Source organism: Brachyspira hampsonii (assembly GCF_002214805.1).
Taxonomy (GTDB): Bacteria; Spirochaetota; Brachyspiria; order Brachyspirales; family Brachyspiraceae; genus Brachyspira; species Brachyspira hampsonii.
Genome location: NZ_CP019914.1, coordinates 671,709 through 695,745, shown reverse-complemented (window position 1 = coordinate 695,745; position 24,037 = coordinate 671,709). Strand labels below are relative to the sequence as shown.

At 27.8% G+C, this 24,037-nt stretch carries 18 protein-coding genes and 5 tRNA genes; 11 read left to right on the top strand and 12 right to left on the bottom strand.

Annotated elements, in window-relative coordinates; translation table 11 throughout:
• The first annotated feature begins 15 nt into the window (after positions 1 to 15).
• Genes BHAMNSH16_RS02790 through BHAMNSH16_RS02780 form a run of 3 tightly spaced genes read left to right on the top strand, consistent with a single transcriptional unit; the run spans position 16 to position 3,356 of the window.
• Positions 16 to 1,950: a tetratricopeptide repeat protein gene (locus BHAMNSH16_RS02790; protein ID WP_008730815.1), complete on the top strand. Its 1,935-nt coding sequence runs from the start codon at positions 16 to 18 to the stop codon at positions 1,948 to 1,950.
• A gap of 19 nt (positions 1,951 to 1,969) precedes the next feature.
• A complete protein-coding gene (gene coaE / locus BHAMNSH16_RS02785; protein WP_008730817.1) occupies positions 1,970 to 2,590 on the top strand; it encodes a dephospho-CoA kinase in 621 nt (206 codons plus the stop codon).
• Complete coding sequence (locus tag BHAMNSH16_RS02780) at positions 2,541 to 3,356, top strand: SPOR domain-containing protein (protein WP_008730819.1); 816 nt, start codon at positions 2,541 to 2,543, stop codon at positions 3,354 to 3,356. Before coaE ends, BHAMNSH16_RS02780 begins: the two co-directional genes overlap by 50 nt.
• Positions 3,357 to 3,422: 66 nt before the next feature.
• Here BHAMNSH16_RS02780 and BHAMNSH16_RS02775 read toward each other — a convergent pair whose 3' ends face one another.
• Positions 3,423 to 4,487 carry a thiamine biosynthesis protein gene (locus BHAMNSH16_RS02775; RefSeq protein WP_008730821.1) on the bottom strand — a complete coding sequence of 355 codons (1,065 nt, stop codon included), beginning with the start codon at positions 4,485 to 4,487 and terminating at the stop codon, positions 3,423 to 3,425.
• Positions 4,488 to 5,232: 745 nt separating this feature from the next.
• On the opposite strand from BHAMNSH16_RS02775, the gene BHAMNSH16_RS02770 reads away from it, so the two are divergent.
• Positions 5,233 to 6,531, top strand: coding sequence for a hemolysin family protein (locus BHAMNSH16_RS02770; RefSeq protein WP_069731732.1), 1,299 nt, complete (start codon positions 5,233 to 5,235; stop codon positions 6,529 to 6,531).
• Positions 6,532 to 6,557: 26 nt separating this feature from the next.
• Here BHAMNSH16_RS02770 and BHAMNSH16_RS02765 read toward each other — a convergent pair.
• Positions 6,558 to 6,639: transfer RNA gene (locus BHAMNSH16_RS02765), tRNA-Leu, on the bottom strand.
• A 136-nt stretch (positions 6,640 to 6,775) separates the two neighbouring features.
• On the opposite strand from BHAMNSH16_RS02765, the gene BHAMNSH16_RS02760 reads away from it, so the two are divergent.
• Complete coding sequence (locus BHAMNSH16_RS02760) at positions 6,776 to 7,621, top strand: histidinol-phosphatase (RefSeq protein WP_069731731.1); 846 nt, start codon at positions 6,776 to 6,778, stop codon at positions 7,619 to 7,621.
• Between the two features lie 459 nt (positions 7,622 to 8,080).
• Here BHAMNSH16_RS02760 and radA read toward each other — a convergent pair whose 3' ends face one another.
• Positions 8,081 to 9,472 carry a DNA repair protein RadA gene (gene radA / locus BHAMNSH16_RS02755; protein ID WP_039954969.1) on the bottom strand — a complete coding sequence of 464 codons (1,392 nt, stop codon included), beginning with the start codon at positions 9,470 to 9,472 and terminating at the stop codon, positions 8,081 to 8,083.
• 215 nt (positions 9,473 to 9,687) lie between these two features.
• The gene (locus tag BHAMNSH16_RS02750; RefSeq protein WP_008731645.1) at positions 9,688 to 11,730 is read right to left on the bottom strand and encodes a GldG family protein; all 2,043 of its coding nucleotides are present in this window, start codon (positions 11,728 to 11,730) and stop codon (positions 9,688 to 9,690) included.
• A 206-nt stretch (positions 11,731 to 11,936) separates the two neighbouring features.
• On the opposite strand from BHAMNSH16_RS02750, the gene BHAMNSH16_RS02745 reads away from it, so the two are divergent.
• The 4 genes from BHAMNSH16_RS02745 (at position 11,937) to BHAMNSH16_RS02730 (ending at position 13,052) form a co-directional block, all read left to right on the top strand.
• Positions 11,937 to 12,009: transfer RNA gene (locus BHAMNSH16_RS02745), tRNA-Phe, on the top strand.
• A 71-nt stretch (positions 12,010 to 12,080) separates the two neighbouring features.
• Positions 12,081 to 12,794 carry an RluA family pseudouridine synthase gene (locus BHAMNSH16_RS02740; RefSeq protein ID WP_008731648.1) on the top strand — a complete coding sequence of 238 codons (714 nt, stop codon included), beginning with the start codon at positions 12,081 to 12,083 and terminating at the stop codon, positions 12,792 to 12,794.
• Positions 12,795 to 12,878: 84 nt separating this feature from the next.
• Positions 12,879 to 12,951 (top strand) — tRNA-Lys (locus tag BHAMNSH16_RS02735).
• 27 nt (positions 12,952 to 12,978) lie between these two features.
• Positions 12,979 to 13,052: transfer RNA gene (locus BHAMNSH16_RS02730), tRNA-Glu, on the top strand.
• A gap of 341 nt (positions 13,053 to 13,393) precedes the next feature.
• Here the strand turns inward: BHAMNSH16_RS02730 and BHAMNSH16_RS02725 are convergent.
• From BHAMNSH16_RS02725 to BHAMNSH16_RS02710, 4 genes are all read right to left on the bottom strand, one after another.
• Positions 13,394 to 15,289, bottom strand: coding sequence for a tetratricopeptide repeat protein (locus BHAMNSH16_RS02725; RefSeq protein ID WP_008731649.1), 1,896 nt, complete (start codon positions 15,287 to 15,289; stop codon positions 13,394 to 13,396).
• The gene (gene nusB, locus BHAMNSH16_RS02720) at positions 15,261 to 15,806 is read right to left on the bottom strand and encodes a transcription antitermination factor NusB (protein ID WP_069731730.1); all 546 of its coding nucleotides are present in this window, start codon (positions 15,804 to 15,806) and stop codon (positions 15,261 to 15,263) included. Before nusB ends, BHAMNSH16_RS02725 begins: the two co-directional genes overlap by 29 nt.
• 119 nt (positions 15,807 to 15,925) lie before the next feature.
• The gene (locus tag BHAMNSH16_RS02715) at positions 15,926 to 16,483 is read right to left on the bottom strand and encodes an adenylate kinase (protein ID WP_008731651.1); all 558 of its coding nucleotides are present in this window, start codon (positions 16,481 to 16,483) and stop codon (positions 15,926 to 15,928) included.
• Positions 16,484 to 16,581: 98 nt separating this feature from the next.
• Positions 16,582 to 18,180, bottom strand: coding sequence for a PEGA domain-containing protein (locus BHAMNSH16_RS02710; RefSeq protein ID WP_008731652.1), 1,599 nt, complete (start codon positions 18,178 to 18,180; stop codon positions 16,582 to 16,584).
• Between the two features lie 320 nt (positions 18,181 to 18,500).
• Between BHAMNSH16_RS02710 and BHAMNSH16_RS02705 the strand changes: the two genes are divergently transcribed.
• Together BHAMNSH16_RS02705 and BHAMNSH16_RS02700 are read left to right on the top strand one after the other, a co-directional pair.
• Entirely contained in the window at positions 18,501 to 19,697 is a 1,197-nt protein-coding gene (locus BHAMNSH16_RS02705) for a pyridoxal phosphate-dependent aminotransferase (protein ID WP_008731653.1), read from the top strand.
• Positions 19,698 to 19,858: 161 nt separating this feature from the next.
• Positions 19,859 to 21,058 (top strand): pyridoxal phosphate-dependent aminotransferase, encoded by a 1,200-nt coding sequence (locus BHAMNSH16_RS02700; RefSeq protein ID WP_069731729.1) that lies wholly within the window; start codon positions 19,859 to 19,861, stop codon positions 21,056 to 21,058.
• 63 nt (positions 21,059 to 21,121) lie between these two features.
• Here the strand turns inward: BHAMNSH16_RS02700 and mtnK are convergent, their stop codons facing one another.
• From mtnK to BHAMNSH16_RS02680, 4 genes are all read right to left on the bottom strand, one after another.
• Complete coding sequence (gene mtnK, locus BHAMNSH16_RS02695) at positions 21,122 to 22,384, bottom strand: S-methyl-5-thioribose kinase (RefSeq protein WP_008731654.1); 1,263 nt, start codon at positions 22,382 to 22,384, stop codon at positions 21,122 to 21,124.
• Between the two features lie 14 nt (positions 22,385 to 22,398).
• Positions 22,399 to 23,442, bottom strand: a complete 1,044-nt coding sequence (gene mtnA, locus BHAMNSH16_RS02690; RefSeq protein ID WP_008731655.1) for an S-methyl-5-thioribose-1-phosphate isomerase — start codon at positions 23,440 to 23,442, stop codon at positions 22,399 to 22,401.
• Between the two features lie 108 nt (positions 23,443 to 23,550).
• On the bottom strand, positions 23,551 to 23,874 hold the full coding sequence (locus BHAMNSH16_RS02685; protein WP_008731656.1) for an STAS domain-containing protein: 324 nt from the start codon (positions 23,872 to 23,874) through the stop codon (positions 23,551 to 23,553).
• A 41-nt stretch (positions 23,875 to 23,915) separates the two neighbouring features.
• Positions 23,916 to 23,998: transfer RNA gene (locus tag BHAMNSH16_RS02680), tRNA-Tyr, on the bottom strand.
• Positions 23,999 to 24,037 lie beyond the last annotated feature (39 nt).

Below are 24,037 nucleotides of genomic sequence, written 5' to 3'. Positions count from 1 at the left end.
GGTGTTATTTTAAATATGAAGAAAAATATTTTTAAAAAAAGATTATTGTTAAGTCTTTTTATTTTTCAAATATTGGCTTTTCATGCTTTTTCTCAAAATACTGCAGAAAATGCTTTGAAACTGTATAATGAAAGAAATTATGAAAGTTCCATAAGAATATTAGAGTCTCTTAATGTTAAGCCTAGCGATTTAGATTTATATCTGTTATTGATAGATAATTATATAAAACTAAATAATTTTGCTATGGTTGAAACTTTAATAGCAGATGCTGAACGATATCATTCAAGAAATTACAGATTGCTTGAAAGAAAGTTAATTATGGAGCTTTTAAATAATAGAAATTCAGAAGCGAGAACAACTGTTAATACTATAAAGCAATTGGATAATAAAAATTATATAGCTAATTATGCAGAAGGTGTTCTCAGTGAGAGATCCGGATATTATCAAACAGCTATGAATATGTATGAAAGGGCTAGGGTTATCAATAGGGTAAGACCTGAGGCTACTGTTTCATTGGCATATTTGTATCTTGCTAATGGCGACAGTAATGCTGCTTTAAGATTATTTAATGAAAATATGACAAATAATCCTAGAATGGCTGAATCTTATTATCATTTAGCTAATTATTATTATTTGAATAAAGAATATAATAAATCTTTAGATGAAATTAATAATGCTTTATTTTACTATACCAATTATAATGATGCTAATATATTGAAAGCTAATGTATTTATTTCTTTAAATAGATATGATGAGGCAATAGCTATATTAGAATATATGCCTGATACAGGATTTAAAAATGATTCTAAATATTATTATATAGGTAATGTTTATGAGGGAGCTAATAATTATTTACGTGCTAAAAATGCATATATAAATTACCTTAGAACTAAGCCTGAAGATGAACTTGGAAGACTTGCTTATGAGAGAGTTCTGCTTCATACTAATCCTACTCCTGATTATGAGAGAGATAGGGCTGCTTTATACTATGGAAATTTAGCCTCTTATTATACTAGACTTGCTGACAATGTTAGAGCTCAGGCATATTTAAAACACATGTTAAAATTAAATCCTGCTAACACTTATGCAAGATTAATGCTTTCAGATGTTTATAGAAGAATGGGGTTGGAAGAAAAATCTTTAGAAGAATTAGAGATAGCAAAAAATGTTAATCCTGAAGAGAAATCAATTATATATAAATATGACAGTTATAAAAGAAAATTAGATAAAAATATAGTTTCAAAATCTTGGGGAATAGAACAATACAATATAGAAACTCCGGGATTCACAGTGGCAATAACAGATACTATTACGGCACAAAAAGACAGTCCTTTATTTTTGAATACATCTTTATATCAGACATTGGCTTATGTACTTCCTCAATTTGGAAGATTTAAAGTATTAGAGATGTATACAAATTATTATGATACAATAGATTTATATAGAGAACTCAATAGAAGAAATGTTGATTATTTTTTAAGGGGTTCTGCTTTTCAAAATAATGATACTTTTACTATCATGCTTGATTTAGTAGATGTTAAGAGTGAAAAAGTTGTTACTAATTTTACTGTTATGACCAGAGGCAGAGAAAAGGTAATGGGTGCTGCTGTTATGGCAGGAAGGGTTATAAATAATAGTATTCCTTTCTATTCAAAAGTTATAAAGATTCATAATGATAATATATATATAAATGCTGGAAGAATGCAGGGCGTAACCAATAATATGAATTTGATTCTTTATGATACATCGATACCTAGAACTGATTTATCTACTAGAGGTTACAATAGTGCTGTAGGTATGATAAAGGTTATAACAGCAGATGAAAATGTTTCTTTGGTTAAACTTATAGACGGAAGACTTTTAAATAAAGTTAATTTAAATCAAATAGTAATGCCTTATATAACAAATACAGTTCAAAGCACTAATACCAATGCTAATGCTGTTAATTAATTTAAAATAGTAAATAGTTATGGAAAGAAATATTGTAGGAGTATATGGACTTATATGCTCCGGAAAAAGTTCATTTTCTAAGATGCTTGCTAAGGAAATGAATGCATTATATATTGATGCCGATTTGATAGGGCATAGGGCTTTGATTGATAATAAAGATAATATAGTAAAAGAGTTTTCAGAATCTATATTAGATGAAAATAATAATATAGACAGAAAAAAACTTGGCGATATAGTGTTTGGCAATGCTAAAAGATTAAAAAGACTTCAGGAACTTAATTATCCGTATATAGAAAATAAAGTAAAAGAGATGGTAGAAAGCACAGATAAAGATGTTGTTATAGAAGCGGCACTTATTATGCGAAGCAAAATTACTTCTATATGCAGCAGCCTAATATATGTCAATGCAAAAACTTCTGATATTATTAAAAGAATGAAAAAAACTAGAAATATTTCAGAAACTGAAGCAAGAAAAAGATTAAAAATGCAAAGAGATGTTAAAAATAATAGATTCGATGCCGATATTCTAATAAACAACATGAAAGATTATAATAATTTAATTATAATCTCTAAAAAATTAGGAAGGTATTATGGAGTTAAATCAAAATCCAAACATAGAAGAAAAAGGCGCTTCTATTAATCGCAATATTGGCAGAAAAAAAACTCTTTATATAGTTAATTTTACCCCTATAAGATTATTGATATTTTCTATCAGTTCTGTTGCTTTAATTTTATTTATATTTGTATTAGGTTTTCATTTAGGCGGTTCAAAACCTGTTCATGCAAATAATACTGATGATTCTATTGCAGCTTTAATGAGAAATGCTCAGGACAGTGAAGACATGGCATCAACAGAAACAAGTACAGCTGATATGCCTAATGATGATATTACCGCATTAAGTGAATATGATGCTGAAGTTAACAACAATAGCATTATCAGAGAAGGAAATACTTCTGCAGACAGATACAATGAATATACTCAGAATTTAGCTTCTGAATTAGATGCTATCAATGAAAATATTAAAGAAAAAGATACAGCCGGATTGGCTCCTAACACAACATATACTCCCCCTCAGCAAATGGCTAGTATAGCTCCTGTTAAGACAACAACTCCTGCAAAAAGTACTGTGCCTTATACTAGAAGTTCTTCATCTGATTCTATATACTTTATACAGGTTGCTGTAGGTTATGACAAAGATAATACTTATTCTGCTAGAGATAGTTTAAAAGCTAAATTCCCAAAAGCATTTATAAAAGAAGAAACTATGTCTGACGGAAAAATGATGTATAAATTAAAAGTAGGCAGATATGAAACCAGAGAAGAAGCTCAAAAAGCTTTAGCTGAAATAAAAAAGATACCAGCATATAAAGATAGTTATATTTATTCCGATAAGAAAGTAAGTTAAATAAAAATATCCTAAAAGTTATAGTGATGCCCTTTTGAATGAATAATTTGAAAGGGTATTATTATTTTAAACTATCTGCTCAAATTTAGTATTTTTAGATTCTTTATTATTTATTTGTATTACTTCATTCTTATATTCTTTACAATCATTATAGTATGATGCTGTTATTGACAGAGTTTCATTTTCCTCTTTTGAAAAATATCCCATTATCATAGCTGATTTATATATTATATCCTTATCAATATTTTCTGCATTATCATCATATATTTCTAAATATCCTAAAGGTCCTCTATTATAATTAGGTTTTAATATTATACAGTTTACTCTTTTTCTTTTCTCCAAAGCATCATTTTCTTTTTCATTTCTTCCAAGCAGAAGTTTAACATTTTTATTCATTCTTATATGTCTTCCTATAGCTAAATACTGCATAAGCTCTATATTAAGTATATCTTTCCCATTATTAGAAATTAAATCATTATATCTTCTGGCATATCCTTTATCCACTATAGAACATCCGGCACCTGCAGGTATAGGGTAGTCTGTTATGCCAAACTCTTCTGCCAATTTCATCTGTACATTTCTGCTTCTTCCGTATATATCATAAAGATTTTCTCTGTTTATAAGTCCTTCTTCTTCAGCTTTAGTTATAGGTAAAAGTTTAGCAGATAAGGGTCTCAATAATTTTCCTTCAAGTCCGCTTTCTTTTATAGCATTTATCAAGTCCTGAGATTTCTGACTCATAGGTCTTTGTCCTTTTACTTCTCCTGTCGCTATAAAATCAAATCCTTCATCTTCCATTATTTTTTTAGCAGTTTTAAGCATTAATATATGACAGTCTAAACATGGGTTAATTGCACTTCCATAGCCGTATTTAGGATTTAAAAACATATCTAAATAAACATCTTTCAATGATACAAATCTTATTGGTATATTAAGAAAATCTGCAGCTTTTTTAGCAGGATCTTCACTATATATTTCAAGTAATTCTTCTTTTATGACAGAATATTCCAATCCCGTAACAAATCTTAAAGCAAGCACATCAATATTTTCTCTTTTTAATATGGCTCCTACAAGTGTACTATCTAAGCCTCCGGATAACAGTAAAATAGCTTTTGCCTTTTTATCGCTCATCAAATTTTCCTTTATTATAAATTTAATTATTATTTAATTTTTATAATATACTAAAATGATTTTATTTTGTCAATGTTTTATTTAATAATTAAAATTATTTAAAAGTTATTTTATCAACTTTTCCCGCCGCAAAAGCTGCAAATACTGTAATATATGCATTTTTATATTTACACAAAATAAATAGTAAAAAAATTCACTATATTAGATTTTTTTCAAAAGCACCTGACAGGATTGTATATGAAATTTTCATTATTTATCAATTATAAAAATAATGTTTTCTATGTTGTATAATTTGCTATTTTAGTACATAAATATGTAGTCTTTTATATGCTGACACCATATATCTACTTCGTCGGCACTCAATTAATAAATAAAATTAGTTTTGAAACAATTATAATAGATTATTAAAAACAAATTAATATTATATAGTAAAATTTTATTTACAAATACTTGAAGTTTTATTTATATTATATTATAATATATATTCATTATTGCTAAAGCTAAACTAGCTTAAAAATAGCTTACAAGTTTTTTTGTTAGCTATTAGCTGCTCGTTTATATATTTAAAAATTTAATATGTATTTTTTATAAGCAATAATAGAAAATAATTTTATTAAGGATAATACTTTCAGTACTTACTCTTTTTATACAAATATTTTAATACTTCCCTCTATAAAATCGTATTATTTTCTTTTCAATTTTTTAAATCTAATAAATATTTTTTTATTTTTAAGGATAAATTAAAATGGATATAATAATAATAATAGTGTTAATACTTTTAAATGGTATTTTTGCCATGTCAGAAATAGCAGTAATTTCTGCAAGAAAATCTTCATTAATGAAAGACAGCAAAGAAGGAAATAAAGGTGCAAAAACAGCATTAACTTTAGCAGATAATCCCGATAAATTTTTATCTACAATACAAATAGGTATAACTTTAATAGGTATATTAACAGGTATTTACTCAGGCGATACTGTTGCTAAAGAGCTTGCCAATTTACTTATCAAAATAAATGTTCCTTCATCTTATTCTTCTGTAATAGCTCAGGTATTAGTGGTGGCATTAGTAACATATCTTACATTAATATTCGGAGAACTAGTACCTAAAAGAATAGGAATGGTAATGCCTGAAAGAATAGCAAAAGTTGTTGCGGCTCCTATGACAATACTTTCTAAGATAGGTGCTCCATTTGTATGGGTGTTATCCAATAGTGCATTATTAGTTTCGAGAGTTTTAGGAATAAAAGATGATAAAACTCCTATAACTGAAGAAGAAATAAAATCTATGATAGAAGAGGGAAGACAAGGCGGAGAAGTTAAGGAGATAGAACAGGATATTATAGAGAGAGCTTTCTTTTTGGGAGACAGAAAAATAGAGTCTATAATGACGCATAGAAATGATATAGTATTTTTAGATGTTAATATGAGTAACGAAGAGATAAAAAAAATAGTATCAAAACATTCTTTTTCTGCTTATCCTGTTGCAGATAAAAATTTGGATAATATTTTGGGGGTTGTAAGGGTAACTGATATATTTGATAAACTCAATACATCAAAAGCTAAAATAGAAAAATTTGTGAAGAAAGCCAATTATTTTCATAATAATATGGAAGTTTATTTGGTTCTTGAAGATATGAAAAAGAATAATACAAAAATAGGGCTTGTATCAGATGAGTTTGGAAATATAGATGGAATGATTACTCAAAGCGATATATTTGAGGCTTTAGTAGGTTCTGTAACCGAGGGAAAAGACAGTAAAGATATTAGAAAAAGAAAGAATGGCGGTTGGTTTGTAGACGGGCAATGTCCAATGTATGATTTCTTAGAGTATTTTGAAATAGAAGATGAAAATGCTTCCAATCATTATAATACTATAAGCGGTTTAATATTAGAATTATTACAGCATGTGCCTAGAGAGGGCGAATCTTTAGAATGGAAAAATTTAAATTTAGAAATAGTTGATATGGACGGTGCCAGAATAGACAAGGTTATAGTAAATAAAATAGAAAATACTGATAAAGATAATAACTTGGAAAATAAATAGTATTAGAAATATTGAATAAAAATATTTGCTCGAGACTGGACTTGAACCAGCACGGTGTTACCCGACAGCACCTCAAGCTGTTGTGTCTACCTATTCCACCACCCGAGCTTAAATATTAAATATTAACGAAGACAATTATATATTAAATTGTTATTTTGTCAAATATTTTCAATTTTGTATTTAAAAAAATATTTTTTAATATATATTTATATTATTGTTTTATTTTATTATATAAGGAATATAAATGAAATACATATCAAATTTACATACACATACTATATACTGCGACGGTAAAAATACGGTTGAAGAAAATATACAATATGCTATAGATAAAGAATTAATCAGTTTAGGTTTTTCAGGGCATTCTCATTTTTATATAGATGATACTTCTATGTCTGAAGAAAATACTATTAAATATTTAAATAATATAAAAAAAGCAAAAGATATTTATAAAGATAAAATACAGATTTATTTGGGAATAGAAGGCGATTATTATTCAAATTTAAATAAGGATACTGATAAAGAAATGGGACTTGATTATAGAATAGGTTCTGTACATTATATTGATGATAGTCATAATTCGTACTTTCCTATAGATATGTCAAGAGATACTTTTAATGAAACTATAAATCATTTTGGCAGTATTAAAGAAGTTATTTTTAGATATTATGATAATGTTATAAAGATGATAGAAAATCAGAAACCTGATATTATAGGGCATTTAGATTTGGTAAAAAAATATAATTTGAATAAAGAATATTTTACAGAAGAAGAAGATTGGTATATAGAAAAGACAGATGAAGTTATAGATGTTATTGAAAAGAGTAAATCTATAGTCGAAATAAATACTAAACTAATGAACAAAAATAATTTGAATGCACATTATCCTAATAAAAGAATTATAAAAAAATTATTAGAGAAGAATATACCTATTACTATAAATTCAGATGCTCATCAATGTAATAATATAGATAATTTTTATTTTGAAACTGCTGATGAACTAAATAAACTCGGTGTGAAATCTATAAAAATGTTAATAGATAATGAGTTTAAAGATATTGATATAAGTAAATTAGGGGAGAATATATAATAATAATTTATATAAGTAACTATTTAGATACTAGATTCGTTAAAGCTTTAACTTAGTTTAATTATAAAAGTCATAGTAGATAAAATTCTTATTAAATTATTGATATCATCACCGCACGGTAAACAAAATTTTTAATATAAAATAATTAAAAATTAAAATTTAAATTATAAATATATATATTTATTTAACGTGCGTTAAATAAATCAAAAAGCATAATAAAATTTGGGTGGGCATGCTTTTATAAATTGACTAAAAAAATTAATAAAAACTTTTATATGCATTTAAAATTAAAAAGTATAATGGGTGGGTTTTTAAAAAGAACTTTATATATTGAAATCTATTTACATACCCCGCCCTTTATTATTTAAAGCTTTAATTGAAATTCTAATTTAAATAATTTCACAGTTTAATTAGAAAAAGCACACCTGCCCAAGTCTTTTTTTGATTCGTAAATTTTTATTAATTTCCAATACCAAGCCTTTTAACGGCTTCAGATATATGATCTATGCCTATTATCTTTATATCACCCGGATTTTTAATTTCTTTTACAGCTCTCTTAGATATGTATACTTCCTTAAGAGAGAATTTCTGCATCTCTTTTATCCTTCTTTCTATAAATCTAACCGGTCTTACTTCTCCAGAAAGCCCCAATTCTCCAATATAAGCAGTAGTTCTCTGAATTGATATTCCGGACATACTAGAAGCTATTGCCATTGCTATCGCTAAATCGCTTGCAGTTTCTTTGACATTGAGTCCGTTTGCTATGTTTATGTATACATCTTGATTTGAAAGATTTAAATGTGCTCTTTTTTCTAATATCGCTATTATTATTAGGAGTCTGTACTGATCATAACCTATGGTAAGCCTTCTAGGATATCCAAATGCACTGCTTCCTACTAATGCCTCTTGCTCTACGCAAAATACTCTGCTTCCTTCTATGACAGGAGTTATAACATTTCCAGCAAATACTGATTCATTAACTCCTCTTGTGAATACTCTTGAAGGATCTTTAGCTTCCATTAATCCTTTTTCTGCCATCTCAAATATTCCAACCTCATCAACAGCACCGTAACGATTTTTCACCGCTCTTAATATTCTGTATATTCCTTTATCATCGCCCTCAAAATATAATACGCAGTCTACAATATGTTCTAGTATTTTAGGTCCTGCTATAGTACCTTCTTTTGTGATATGACCTACTAAAAATATTGTTATATTTTTTAATTTTGCAGTCTGCATCAAAGCCCAAGCACAGTTTTTTATTTGTGCTGGTGAGCCTGCTATGCTATTTGTAGAAGGACTGTATATTGTCTGTATAGAGTCTATTATAGCAAGAGATGGAGTGTCATCTAATAAAGTATTTATTATATTATCGCAATTCGATTCTGAAGATATTAAAAAGTCAGAATCTTCTAATGTTAGTCTGTCTGCTCTTAATTTTATTTGTTCAAGAGATTCTTCGCCTGTGAAATAATAAACCTTTTCATTTTTAGCAATATTAGATGCAGTTTGAAGTAGTAGGGTAGATTTACCTATTCCCGGCTCTCCGCCTATTAATATAACGCTTCCCTGTACTATTCCTCCGCCTAATACTCTGTTAAGTTCATCTATATTTGTTGATATTCTAGTTCTATCATTAGTTTTTATTTTTTTTAGCGGAGTCAATGATGCCTTATCAGTATTAGCTGATGTTGAAGTTCTTTCTCTTATGGATTTATTAGTGTCCTGAGACGGCTCTGTAAAAGGTTTTAAGCTATTCCAAGAACCGCATGAAGGACATTTCCCCATCCAATTAATTGTGCTTTCTCCACAATTATCGCATACGAATATAGTGTTATTTTTTTTAGCCATATTTTTGTTAATTTTATTCATTTTGTTTATAAAAACTGCTAGTATTATTATATATACTATCAGTTTTTATCATAATTTTTTATCTGTCGTCGATGAGAATAGATATCTCACAAAGTAATCATTTAACACATTAATATCTTTTGTTTTTTTCATAATTTTATTATAACAAAAGAGTGTAAATTGTCAAAGCGAAAAATAATTATAAAGCGTTAAAATTATTCTGATTTGCTGTTAAACTTCTCAAAAATTTTCTGTCTTCTTTTCTTGTCGGAACTCCATAACATAAGCCCAAATACTATAACTGCAGCAGGAAGCATAACTATATTTATTACTCTTACAAAAAGCTTAACGGTTTCAGGCACTTGATAAGGAGGATTAAATACTGCCCCTTTTCTTCTTATGCTCATTAGTCCGCTGTCTCCTGCCATATAATCAACTAAATTCATTAGGAATATTTTATTAGCAGTATAAGCACTGTTTTTAGCCATTTCATAAGAACCAACAACTATAACTCTTCCGCTTGTAGTAGAGTTTATTCTGTTTATACCGCTGTTAATATTATTTTGAGCATTTGTTGAAGAAGGTATATCTTTTCCAGCAAATGCACTATTCATTTTTCCTTCAAAAGAAGCTGCTAAAAGTCTTTTTGATAATCTGCTTGAATCCTGAGGCATTCCTGTCATAGAAGATGCAAAGTTTTCTGTTTCAACCCAGCTTTTATCACTAGTATAAATCAGAGGTGTTATTTTTATATCTGTATTATTTGTATTTGTTATAATTTCTGATGATATCGGTGTAAGGAGAAGATTAATACTCTTAGTTATATCATTTTTGGCATTTATATTTTCAGAAGCTATCAAAGGTATATAATACATTTTTTGTTCCGGCATACCTTGCTGTAATTGAGCCTTATATGCATTATCATCAAATATCATATTTTCTGCTACAGTAAATCCGTAATTATTAAGTATTTCATTAAGTCTGTTTGTAACAGGTATAAGTTTAGGACCGTACATCTGAGCAGCCGGATCATCTTGATTTATTTGTACACCGTTTAGCATAAATAATACAGGCTTTCCTCTCATAATAAACTGATCCAATTTATATAATTCATAATCGCTGAATGCAGTTTTACTTCCTGCTATAATCAATGCATCTATACTAGAAGGTATATCATTCAATGCGATATCAACAGCTTCAAAATTATAATTCCCTTGTATTTCTGATACATACTCACTTACACTATCATAAGCATCATTAGGATTTCCTCCGAATTGAGGCGGTATTGTTATATAATTAGCTTCTTCATGTCCTTGTACATATCCTATAGTTGCTTTAAGTCCAAGCATACTGTCTATATTTTTTGAAATTTCATTTTTTATTTCATCGAAAGCTCCATACAATATGTATGATGTTGAAAGCTGTCTTATATCATCTCCATTTTCTAAAACTAATGAAAAATAAGCACTCCCTTTATTTGCCACTATATTTCCATTAGGATCTTTTATATCGTCCCATTCTATTTTTTTAACATTAAGTTTTTTTAATAATTCTTCATTTTCAGGGCTAGGGTTGGACATATCTACATTTATAAATCTTACTTTATTCATTAAATCTATATTAGCATCAGCAACAGCCTTCATAATAGAGTCTGGTATAAGTTCAAATGCCCCTATAGGAAGAAGATCGTATATCTCTTTTGATGATACATAATAAACATTCAAATTATTTTCTAATCTTGCTAATCTGTCATTTTTATCCATCATTTTTCTTATTGTTGTATCTATATTGTATTCCAAACCTTCAGTGGATTGTACGAATGGTATTGTTTCTATGGAATCCCCATATATGAAAGAAAGTCCCATATATGCCACTTTAGTTTGAGTTTGATCTTTTTCTAATACGCTTATTTGAGTAGGGTTTATTCTGTACTGATTGGCTAAATCTGAATGTTTTGATGCATCTATCACTTCAAAGCTAATATTTTTTCCGCCTGCTGCTTTATATCCTTCAAATAAATCTTTTATATACTTTTCATAGGTAGAAAATGGCGGCGGTAAATTGGGTGTAACAAAAAATTTTACACTCATAGGCTCTTTTAAATTTTTAACTAAATTTTTACTTTCTTTACTCAAAGAATAAACTTTGTCTTTGGTTAAATCTATCATTGGAGTAAATTGATTCGCTATTGCATTTATTAATATTATAATTACAACTATTAATGAAAATGTTATTATTCTGTCTTTTTTCTTTGTCATATATTACCTGCATATAAAAATGATAAAATTATAATATTCTGACTGCATTTATAAATCAGAAATAATGAAAATTTTCTGTACATTATATATTTAATAATGCTATTTGTCAAAATATATAACTTATAAACCAAAAAAAATATTTTTCGTAATAATTTTTAAATCACCGCTTGACATTTTTTATTTGTATGCTATAATAATTTTCACTTGCCTAGTTAGCTCAGTTGGTAGAGCAAAGGACTGAAAATCCTTGTGTCTAGGGTTCGATTCCCTGACTAGGCACATCCCCCCCAAATATAATAAATCTATTAAAATACTATTTAACTTCTTAATAAATAATAATGGCAAATAATATGAATATAGAAAAAGAAATGAGTAATTATATTAATCCGCTTTATGAGGATAATCATATAATAGCAGCAGTAAAGCCCCCTAATATACCTACACAAGGCGATATAACAGGTGATGTTTCTTTTTTTGAGAATGTTAAAGATTATATAAAAATAAAGTACAATAAAAAAGGAAATGTATTTTTAGGACTTGTGCATAGATTGGACAGACCTGTGTCAGGAGTAATAGTATTTGCCAAAACTTCAAAGGCTGCTTCAAGATTAAGCGAAGCTATAAGAGATAGAAAATTTGAAAAGACTTATTATGCCGTTGTTAATGGTATACTATTGGAAAAAGAAGGTAAGCTTGAAAATTATCTCATTAAGAAAACGAATAAATTGGGTAATATAGCTCAGGTTGTTTTTGAAAATACAAAAAATGCCAAAATAGCCAAATTAAGATATAATGTTGTAAAAGAGGATATAATAAAAAATTTAAGTTTGTTAAAAATAGAATTAGAAACAGGCAGATTCCATCAGATAAGAGTTCAGCTTGCTAATATAGGTCATGCTATATACGGCGATAGGAAGTACAGAAGTTATATAAAGTATGATAGAAATGATGTACCTTTGGCTTTATTTGCTAAAAGTCTTAAATTTCCTCATCCAACGAAAGATGAAGAAATATATGTTGAAGCGGATTTACCATTATATAATCCTTGGAATATATTTAATTAATGAAAAAAAAATATATTTTCTACTTGACAAAAAATTAATAATATAGTATTATATACAAACATTTGAAAGAATGTGAAAATAATCGGGCCAATAGCTCAGTCGGTAGAGCATCGCCCTTTTAAGGCGGTTGTCGAAGGTTCGAACCCTTCTTGGCTCATATTAAGCTGAAGTTCTTTAAATATATGCCGGTGTGGTGAAGAGGTTTAACACACAGGATTTTCATTCCTGCACTCGCGGGTTCGAAACCCGTCACCGGTTCATTGTTGCCGTACTGATAATTAGTACGGCTTTTTTGTTTTTTATTAGCAATAATAAGAAAATAATAATTCTAAAATACTAGAAAACCTAATATAAAAATTATAAGCGTATAGTAAATTCATTTGCTATAGATTTTTAACGAACAATTTTTATTAGCAATAATAATAAATAATAATTTTAAAATACTAGAAAGCCTAATATAAAAATTGTGAGCATATAGCAAATTCATTTGCTATACATTTTTAGCGAACAATTTTTATTAGCAATAATAATAAATAATAATTTTAAAATAATAAAGCAGAATATTTTAAATATTCTGCTTTATTTTATATTACTTAGTATTAATTATTATACATAAGCTCTTTTTTAGTAAGCACCTGCCTTAAACCATCTTTAGCCTGAGAATTACCGCCGTCATAGCTTAAAGCATTTCTATAACTTTCTTCGGCATTATCAAGTTCATTCATTCTGTAATAACATTTACCTAAAACTAAGTTAATGTCAAACATATCCCTTTTTGATTCCGCCAAGTTTAAAGCTTCATTATAGGCGTATATAGCTTCATTATATTGAAGTCTTCTATAAGAAAATGCTCCGTAAAGCATGTAATTTTCAACACCAGGAGACATCTCTACTAATTGTCTGTAATAGGCTGAAGCATCATTATAAGATCGTATTTCTTCCATCATTGTTGCCAATGTTATCCAAGCATTTTCTCTTACTAATGTAGTATTGTTTTCATCATTAGCAGCTATGAGTAATGATTCTTTTGATTTTTCATAATTTTTTGTTTTATAATAAAGCATTCCTGCTCTGTATATACTTTCTCTGTCTTTAGGGTATTTAGAAAGAGTATAATTATAATAATTTAGTGCCTCATTATTATTACCTATGCTTTCATAATAAATAGCTAATGTTCTGCTAGGGAAGGCATTTCCTACATCTTCAGCTATAGATTCTTTTAATAATCTTATTCCTTTATCGGAGTTTCCATAATATAATTCCAATTCTCCGAGTCTAGGCATAAATATTGCATTATTAGTTTCTATCTTGTATATTTCCTGATAGTATTTTAAAGATGACATAAAATCTTTTTGTCTGTATGTTATATCTCCAAGTCTTTCCAATGCAGTTTTATATAAATCATCTTCATTGTTAGCCATTATGATTTTTTTATAATTTGATTCTGCTTCTTTTAACATGCTTCCTTTGTAGTAGGCATTAGCAAGCAGCCCTATAGCTTCATAAGTATTGGTATAATCTTTCATTTTTACCAATTTTAAATAATATTTTATAGCCCTGTCATAAGCATTTTCTTTTTCATATAATTCACCCAATGCAAGTATCGTATCCACATCATTAGGATTCTGTTCTAATATCTGCTCATATACTTTTTTTATACCATCATAATCTTCAACCTGCTCATATATTTTTACAAGTCTTTTTATAGAATCAGGCTTTGTATCTGAATTAACTAAACTTTTCAAATACATTTCTATAGCACTGTCAGTATCTCCTGATATTACATATATGTCTCCTAATATTGTAGCCGCTTTATCAGCATATTCGCCTTTGCTTCTTCTAACTAATTTAGTTAAAGTATCATAAGCAACACTTTGGAAACCTTCATTAAGTGCTATTAATCCTACATAAAATAAAGCCTCATCATTTTCTTCTAAATTTAAAACTCTCTCATAATATCCTTTAGCCAAACGAGGGAGATCTCTTTCCATATAAAATCTTCCCAATGTGAGAAGACTAGGTATGTAATTGCTGTTTATTGATAATGAAGTTTCTAAAGATACTAAAGCTTCATCATACATTTCTTTTTTAAGATATGATATTCCTAAATTATGTTTTAACTGCTCATCTAAATATAATGAATTTGTCATAGTATTAAATATTTTTATAGCATTATCATAATCTTTTGTTTCATTATATATTTTTCCTAGAAGTATATTAGCTTCATATTCTTTTTTAGGATCTATTGTGTTTCTTATTTCTTTTTTCAATATAGATTTGGCTTTATTATAATCTTTATTATTATAATATTCTTTAGCCAAAGTATAATCATCTACGATTTGAGAATTTAATCTTACTTTTCCCTGTATTATTGCTACATTTAAAGATATTATAGCTATTAAACCTAATGCCCCTATAGATAATATAAAAACTATCATTTGAATGTTTTTATATTTGGCCAATCTTTTATTGTATGTCTTTTTCTTGTATACCATCTAAAATCCCATTTACAAATTTATAAGAATCTTTATCACTAAAAATTTTAGAAATTTCTACAGCCTCATCTATTACTACAGATTTAGGTATATCTTTCAAAAATATTAGTGAGTATATTGACATTCTAATAATTGATTTATCTACATATTGTATTCTTTTTATATCCCAATTATTAGAATATTTTTCTATTAAATTATCTATTCTTTCTAGATTATTTATAGTTCCTTCTACCAAAGTTTTAGTGAATGCGAATATATTTTCAGGTATTTTTTTATCATAATCAAAATTAAGAATTTCATCTATATTTTCTTTTCTATCATTAATTTCATAGGAATATAAAGACATAACAGCATATATTCTAGCCTGTCTTCTTGCTCCGTAAGATGATAAATCCAAATCTTTGATATTTTCTTTATTTTTAGATTTTATTATCATTTTTTTCTTAACAGCTTTTCTAGGGAGAGCTTCAGTATTTTCAGTATCATTGTTATTATTTATATCTTTTTCTTCAGACATACACAAACCTGTTGATAATATTTCTTTTTTATATTTTCGGAATATATATCATAAAAATAATTTGCATATAAAAAAGGCTATGATTTATAATCATAGCCTAAAAATATAATAATTATAAATTATAATACATCTAATTCTTTTTTTATTTTAGCATACACTTCTTCAGGAGTGCCTATACTTTCTATTTTTATTATTTTTGCTTTATCTTTATAATACTCTAATACAGGCTTGCTCTGATTTTCAAACACTTTTAACCTATTTTTAATTGTTTCTTCATTATCATCAGCACGGCCTCTTTTCAATAGTCTGTCTATGATTACTTCTTCTGAAACATATATATCTATTACAGCAGATATTTTATAGTTAAGACTTTCTAATATATTTGACAATTCTTTAGCTTGTTCTATAGTTCTAGGGAATCCGTCAAGCATAAATCCGTTTTTACAGTCATCTTTTTTTATTCTGTCTTTAAGCATATCAATTACTAAACTATCAGGTACCAATTCCCCTTTATCCATATATGATTTAGCTGTTTTTCCTAATTCAGTACCATTTGCAATATTATCTCTTAACATATCCCCTGTGGCAATATGTGATATATGATATTCTTTTTCTATTAAGGCAGATTGAGTTCCCTTTCCAACTCCGGGAGCTCCTATAAAAATTATATTAAGCATATTATAACTCCTAAAATTATATATTATTAGTAGTATAGTAAATAATAATGTTTTGTCAAATGTAATTGAAAATTTTATTAATTTTTATATATTTGCTGCTACCACCGCCATGCATACATAAAATTAACTCCGCTGTAATCAGCATTAAATGAAAGTTCCTCAACGGCAAAATTACTCTCATTTATCCAAAGCATATAATATACTCCGGCAGTTAAAGCAAAAGCCCCTGTTATTACCATTCCGGCTATATATATATTCATAGCAGTATTATAATTATTTAAATTTACAGGCGGTCTATTAACTTCGTTTTTATATTGATTATAATAATTAACCATAGTAGAATCTAATACTTCTCCGGCATATATATATGTTCCAACGGTGAATATTGCACTTGCTATAGTCAGTCCTAAAAATATTTTTGTATTTCTTTCATAATTTTTAAATATTCTATCCGCCAAAGTAGGCTCATGATATTTTTTCATATTAGGTGTAAGAACTAGAGAATTAGTACTATTTACCGTAAATGTTCCATAATAATCTATGTAATTTGTGTTTGTTATTTTTATAGAATATGTTCCGAAACCGAAATATCTATTTATTACATTAGTAGGTGTTTCTTTTATTCCATTAATAATTACAGAACTTTCTTCTTCTCCGGGTATATTTATCTGTACCCTTGCTCTTTTACTTAATTCTTTTAATTTGAAATTAAGAAGTATGTTTTCATTAGGTTTTTCAAATGAAAGCATAGTATCTATAGTTTCATAATATTCTTTTTTTATTGTGAATCTATGATTATTAGTTGTTAATGCCGGCACATATAATGTTTGTCCGCTTTTTCCTATCAATACATCATCAACATATACAAAAGCATCTTCCGGACTTACATCTATTGCTATAACTCCTGTTTTATCAATATAACTTATTCTATTGGCTATATCTAAGGCATAATTAGGTATTTGCTCATCAATTTTTGCCTCCGGTATTGTTATAGAATAGGATGTTATTTTTCTATCCTTAATATATGCTATGTATGTTACAATATTTATATTTGGTCTATCGTATTTTACCGATCCGAATACAGCTATATCAGAATCTCTTGTAAATATATATTTTTTTATATCATCTCCGAAATATTCATAATAAGTTTTACCTATATCTACTTTTTGAATAAAATCATTGGTGCCTTTTAATATTACATTGCTTCCATTATGTTCAAATATCATTTCATTAGTTTCTAGGAAAAAGCCTTCAGTTTCAGGTGTGATTAATTGAACATTGCTTCTGACATCTCCCCAATTAGTATAAGTTGTAGTTTCATAATTTGTAATAATAGCTATATTGCTTCCTTCATTTCGGCTGGTATAAGTTATGTTTGTAAATTGAAATACTTTGTAATCGTAGGCTCTTTCAAAATCTACAGGTGTAATTGTATAATTAGTTTCTGACTGAAGTCTTAATGTTTTATTGTATTCTATTTGATTTGCAACTGCATCAGCTACTGCAAAACATAAATAGTTATAATTTGTATTATCCCCTAAATTAGTATATATAAATACATCTATTTTTACATTTTCTTTAGTAGTATAGTAAGGTTTCACTTTTTCTATTGTAATGGGTTTTCCGCCGAAAGGATATAGTGGAATATATAGTAAAATAGCTGCGATTATTAATGTTATAATTTTTTTTATATGCATACCTAAAATTCATTTTTTATTTTATCGGTCATTTTATATCAAAAAACATCTTTTATCAATATTTTTTATTTTTTTATTAACTGATAATAAAAAATAATTAATAGCTATTGTAATTATAATTATTATAATACTAGTTTTCACTTTATAGTGTAATTTATATGTTTTGTAATGTAATTTTTATTTATATATAATGTTATATTTGATGATTTTTTTTTATTTATTTATTAATAATTAAATAAAATATCTTGACAATTTTTATTGTTTCGTATATATTTAATTAGTTAAAAAATTACTATTTACAATAATTACGGAGCGTCATTATGGATATATCTAAAAGAATTCAGAGATTAAAGGTTTCCCCTGTTAGAAAATTGAACCCTTATGCTGAAGATGCTGTGAAAAGAGGTATAAAAATATATCATCTTAATGTAGGTCAGCCTGATATTGAAACACCAAAAATATTTTTTGAAGCGGTTTCTAAATTTCGTGAAAAAACTCTTAAATATGAACATTCAAGAGGTATGAAGCCTCTTATAAATAAAATTCAAGCATACTATGATAAATTAGGTGTTCATTATGAAGAAGAAGATATAGTAATTACTAGCGGAGGTTCTGAGGCTATATCTTTTGCTATGCTTGCTATATTTGATGAGGGTGATGAAATATTAGTATCTGAACCTTTATATGCTAATTATAAAAGCTTTTATGATATTTATGATATAAAATATAATGCTGTAAGAACTTATGCTGAAGACGGTTTCCATCTTCCTAGCCGTGAAGAGATAGAAAAACATATTACTCCTAAAACTAAAGCATTTATGCTTGCCAATCCTTCTAACCCTACAGGGGTTGTATATACTAAAAGAGAATTAGATGATATTGCTTATATTGCTAAGAAATATGATTTATATATTATAAGCGATGAAGTATATAGAGAATTTGTTTATGGAGATAGAAAAGCAATAAGTTTCAGTACTTATAAAGATTTAGAAGATCATGTTATTATAATTGACTCTATATCAAAAAGATTCTCAGCATGCGGAGCTAGGGTAGGCTGTCTTATAAGTAAAAATAAAAAGTTAATGACTGCTATATTTAGAGAATGTCAGGCTAGATTATGTCTTCCTACATTGGATATGATAGGTGCTGCAGCTTTATATGATTTGCCTGATGATTATTTTGATGAAGCTTTAAAAGAATACGATTATAGAAGAAAAATTATATTTGAAGAGCTTGCTACTATGGAGGGCGTTGTTACTCATGAGCCTGAGGGGGCTTTTTATGTTCTTGCCAAACTTCCTGTAAAAAATGCTGAAAACTTTATTATATGGCTTTTAAAAGATTTTAATATAAATAATGAGACTGTAATGTTTGCACCCGCGGAAGGCTTTTATGTTACTGAAGGATTAGGAAAAAATGAGGTTAGAATTTCCTATGCTTTAGATTCTCAAGATTTAAAGAAATCAATGCATATACTTAGAGAAGCGTTGATTAAATATAGGGAAATAGATAAATAATAGTCTTATAAATATTAAGAGAATTAAAAGGGGCTGTAATTTATCTTATGGCTCCTTTATTTTTTTATATAGCATATATTAAAATATTACTTATTGTTAGTAAATAATTTTTTATATCATTAAAATTTATTTACTATGTATATAACAAATTGGAGTTTATCATGTATCTATCTAAAAGAGTACAGCAGCTTAAAGCTTCTCCTATAAGAAGGTTAAATGTTTATGCTGAGGAAGCTGCTAAAAGAGGAATAAAAATACATCATCTTAATATAGGGCAGCCTGATATAGAGACTCCCAAGGTATTTTTTGATGCCATCGCTAACTGCAATATGAAAACGGTTAAATATGAACATTCAAGAGGAACAAAAGAGTTAATCAGAAAAATTCAAGCATATTATGAAAGATTGGGACTTCATTATGAAGAAGATGAAATAATAATAACTAATGGCGGAAGTGAGGCGATACTTCTTAGTTTGATTGCCATATTTGATGAAGGCGATGAAATGTTGGTATCAGAACCTTATTATGCTAATTACAATAGCTTTTATGATATACTTAATATAAAAAGAAATATTATTAGAACTTATGCTGAAGATGGATTTCATTTGCCTAGCCGAGAGATAATAGAAAAAAGTATTACAAAAAAAACTAAGGGGTATTTATTTTCAAATCCTTCAAATCCTACTGGGGTTGTATCTACAAAAAGAGAATTAGATGATATAGCATATTTGGCTAAAAAACATGATTTTTTTGTTATAAGTGATGAAGTATATAGAGAATTTGTTTATGGGGATAAAAAGGCTATAAGTTTCGGCAGTTATAATGATATAGCTGAGAATGTTATTATAATAGATTCTATATCAAAAAGATTTTCTGCATGCGGGGCTAGGATAGGGTGTATAATTAGTAAGAATAAGGAGTTTATGGAGGCTATTTTTAAAGAATGTCAGGCTAGATTATCAGTACCTACGCTTGAAATGATAGGGGCATCTGCTTTATATGATTTGCCTGCTGATTATTTTGAATCTTCAAGAAAAGAATATGATAACAGAAGAAAGATTCTTTTTGAGGAGCTTACAAAAATGGACGGTGTGTTTATGAGAGAGCCTGAAGGGGCTTTTTATGTTCTTGCTAAACTTCCTGTTAAAGATGCTGAGGATTTTGCTATTTGGCTTCTTAAAGATTTCAATATTGATAATGAAACTGTTATGTTTGCTCCGGCAGAAGGTTTTTATGCTACTGCTGGATTGGGAAAGAGTGAGGTAAGAATGTGTTATGTGCTTGATTCAAAAGATTTAAAAAAGGCTATGAAGATTCTAAAAGAAGGTTTGATTAAATATAAAAGAGAAGTAGAAAAGTAAATAATTATTTTATTATTAAAAATGATGGGCTGTAATTAATTTTATAGCCCATCTTTATAATTATTAAATTTTTTCTATATCAGAATATTTATTTACTATATCAGCAGCTTTTTCTATATTATCTATACTATCTTTATTTATTAAGAATTCCCGCCCTATATTTAAGCATATCCAATCTAGTCTTGCTCTTTCATTTAAATCTTCAATACCTGAAATATCTTTATTTTTAGCAAGTCCCAAAGTTCTTCTTATAAATACGCATCCTGCAAAACCTATGGAGTCTTTAAATATTTTATTTAATACAGTTTTTATATATTCTTCAGAATGTTTTTCTCCTTCAGGATAATTCCAATATAGAGGCTTTGTTTCTTTTAAATGTTTTTTCCATAATATTTCAAATTTGTCTAAAGTTCCTGTAAGCATATATTTGGCGGTATCAAAAAGCCATTTTCTAAATTCTTTTGACTTTGTTCCCAATCTTTTTTGATGATATTCCTGAGATATATATGCTATAAAGAAATTAGCCATAGCCTTTCCTATATCAAAACCAATAGGTCCGTAAAATGCAAACTCAGGATCTATAACATAAGTTTCTTCTTCATTACCCATAAAACTTCCTAAGTGAAAATCACCATGAAGCAAAGCCTCCGCTCTAGTCATAAATGCATATTTCATCTCAGCAGCAGCTATTTTTAATTTGGAATCTCTTTGAAATTTTTTGACTTCATCTAAATTCAATTTTTCATGATAAATATTAGTTTCATTTTCTTCAAAAGGATGAGTAAAAACAAAATCTTCAGTTAAGCTGCATAATTCAGGGTTCATATATTCAGCAACAAGATTCTTTTTTGTTTTAGTATCCAAATAATAGTCTGAAGTATAAAATAGAGTTTTTGAAAGAAAATCTGTTAAATGTTCGGCTGCTTTTGGAAATTTTTTTCCATTTATTATTTCTCCTCTAAGAACTTTATGTTTATTTAAGTTCTGCATTATTACAACGCACATATCTTCAGAAAAATAATGTACTTTAGGCACTAAATTAGGACATAATTTATGCTGTTCTTTGAGTGCTTTAATTTCTATTTTCATTCTATCTTTTTCCAAAGGATAGCTTTCACCAACACATCTTAAAAAAGGAACTGACTGTTTTAATATTACGGTTTCCTTATCATTTTTTTTATTTGTTATGCTGTAAACATAATTTAAATTACCGTCTCCAATTTCTTTTATTTCTAAATCATCAAAACTTGAAAATATATTTTTTAATTCGTCTATAGTTTTTACATAATCTATTATTGTATTAATATTTAATTGTTCATAAGCCATATTGCTGCCTCCAATTAATTAAAAGCATTTTTTAAATTTTCTATATAAGGAGCTTTAATTATACCTTTTTCCGTGATAAAGCCTGTTATAAGTTCATGAGGTGTAACATCGAAAGCAGGATTTCTTACTTTTATATTTAAAGGTGCTGTTTGAATACCGGCAAAATTTATAATTTCTTTTGCATCTCTTTCTTCTATGACTATGTCGTCGCCTGTTTTTGTATTCAAATCAAAAGTAGTGGAAGGACAAGCTATATAAAAAGGTATATTAAAGTGTTTTGCTAATATTGCTACTCCCATAGTGCCTATTTTATTTGCAGCATCTCCATTTTCAGCTACTCTGTCGCATCCTACTATTACTAAATCAATAAGACCTTTAGACATTATAAAAGCCGCCATATTATCGCATATCAAAGTAACATCTATTCCAGCTTCTTGCAATTCAAAACTCGTTAATCTAGCCCCTTGAAGCAATGGTCTTGTTTCATCAGCATATACTCTTATTTTTTTACCTTTTTGATGAGCTATATACATAGGGGCAAGGGCGGTACCTATTCCGCTTACAGCTAATCTTCCGGCATTACAGTGAGTAAGTATTCCGGAATTTTCTTTTAAAAGCTCATTTCCATATTCTCCTATTTTCTGGCATATATCTACATCTTCAGAATTTATTTTTTTAGCTTCTGTTTCTAGTATATTGTACAACTCTAATGATGTTTTATTATTTTTATCTTTTATTGTATTTAGCATTCTATTTAAAGCATAGCTTAAATTGACAGCGGTAGGTCTTGATGAGTTCAAATATTCTGCTCTTTTTTGAACAAAGTTTATAAAATCATTAGCTTGTAAATTAGTTTTATTTTTTAAATCTATGAGTAAAGAATAAGCAGCCGCCACTCCTATAGCAGGGGCACCTCTTACTTTTAATTCTTTTATAGCATTATAAGCTTCCTCTTCATTAGATAATTTTATTTCTTTAACCGTTACAGGTATTAATGTTTGATCTAATATATACAGTTCATCTCCTGTCCATCTTACAGTTGGTATATTATTATGCATAAAACTTCTCCGATTATTTTACTAAAATAAGTATAATAAAATGATCAGCAAAATTCAATAAATTATTATAAAATAATTATTTTAAGAATAGTATTATTATTCGTAATATTATATAGTGAAATCTTTAGGATCATCAAAATATTTTATTAAACTAAACATCATTAAACTTTTCATGGTAGGTTTAATAGATTCATCTAAATTTGTCATAAATAATTTTACTTTTAGAGATTGAAGATTTTTATAAAGCTTAAGTATTTTAGCTATTCCCGCACTGTTAATTTCTTTAACATTTTTCATATCTAATACTACTACAGGCATTCTTATATTGCATGCTTCATTAGAATCTTCTGTAAAAGATTTTATTTCTTCGGGAGCAGATAGGTTAGCTTCCATAACTATAGATATGTATTCATTATTAAATTCTATAGCCAAAGCAATACCTCATTTTAAGATAAATATTCGTAAAAAGAATGTGGGCAGGGAGGGATTCGCACCCCCGTAGACTCACGTCGGCAGATTTACAGTCTGCTGCCATTGACTGCTCGGCCACCTACCCATATTAATTTGAAAACGTAAAAACATAATAGCATATATA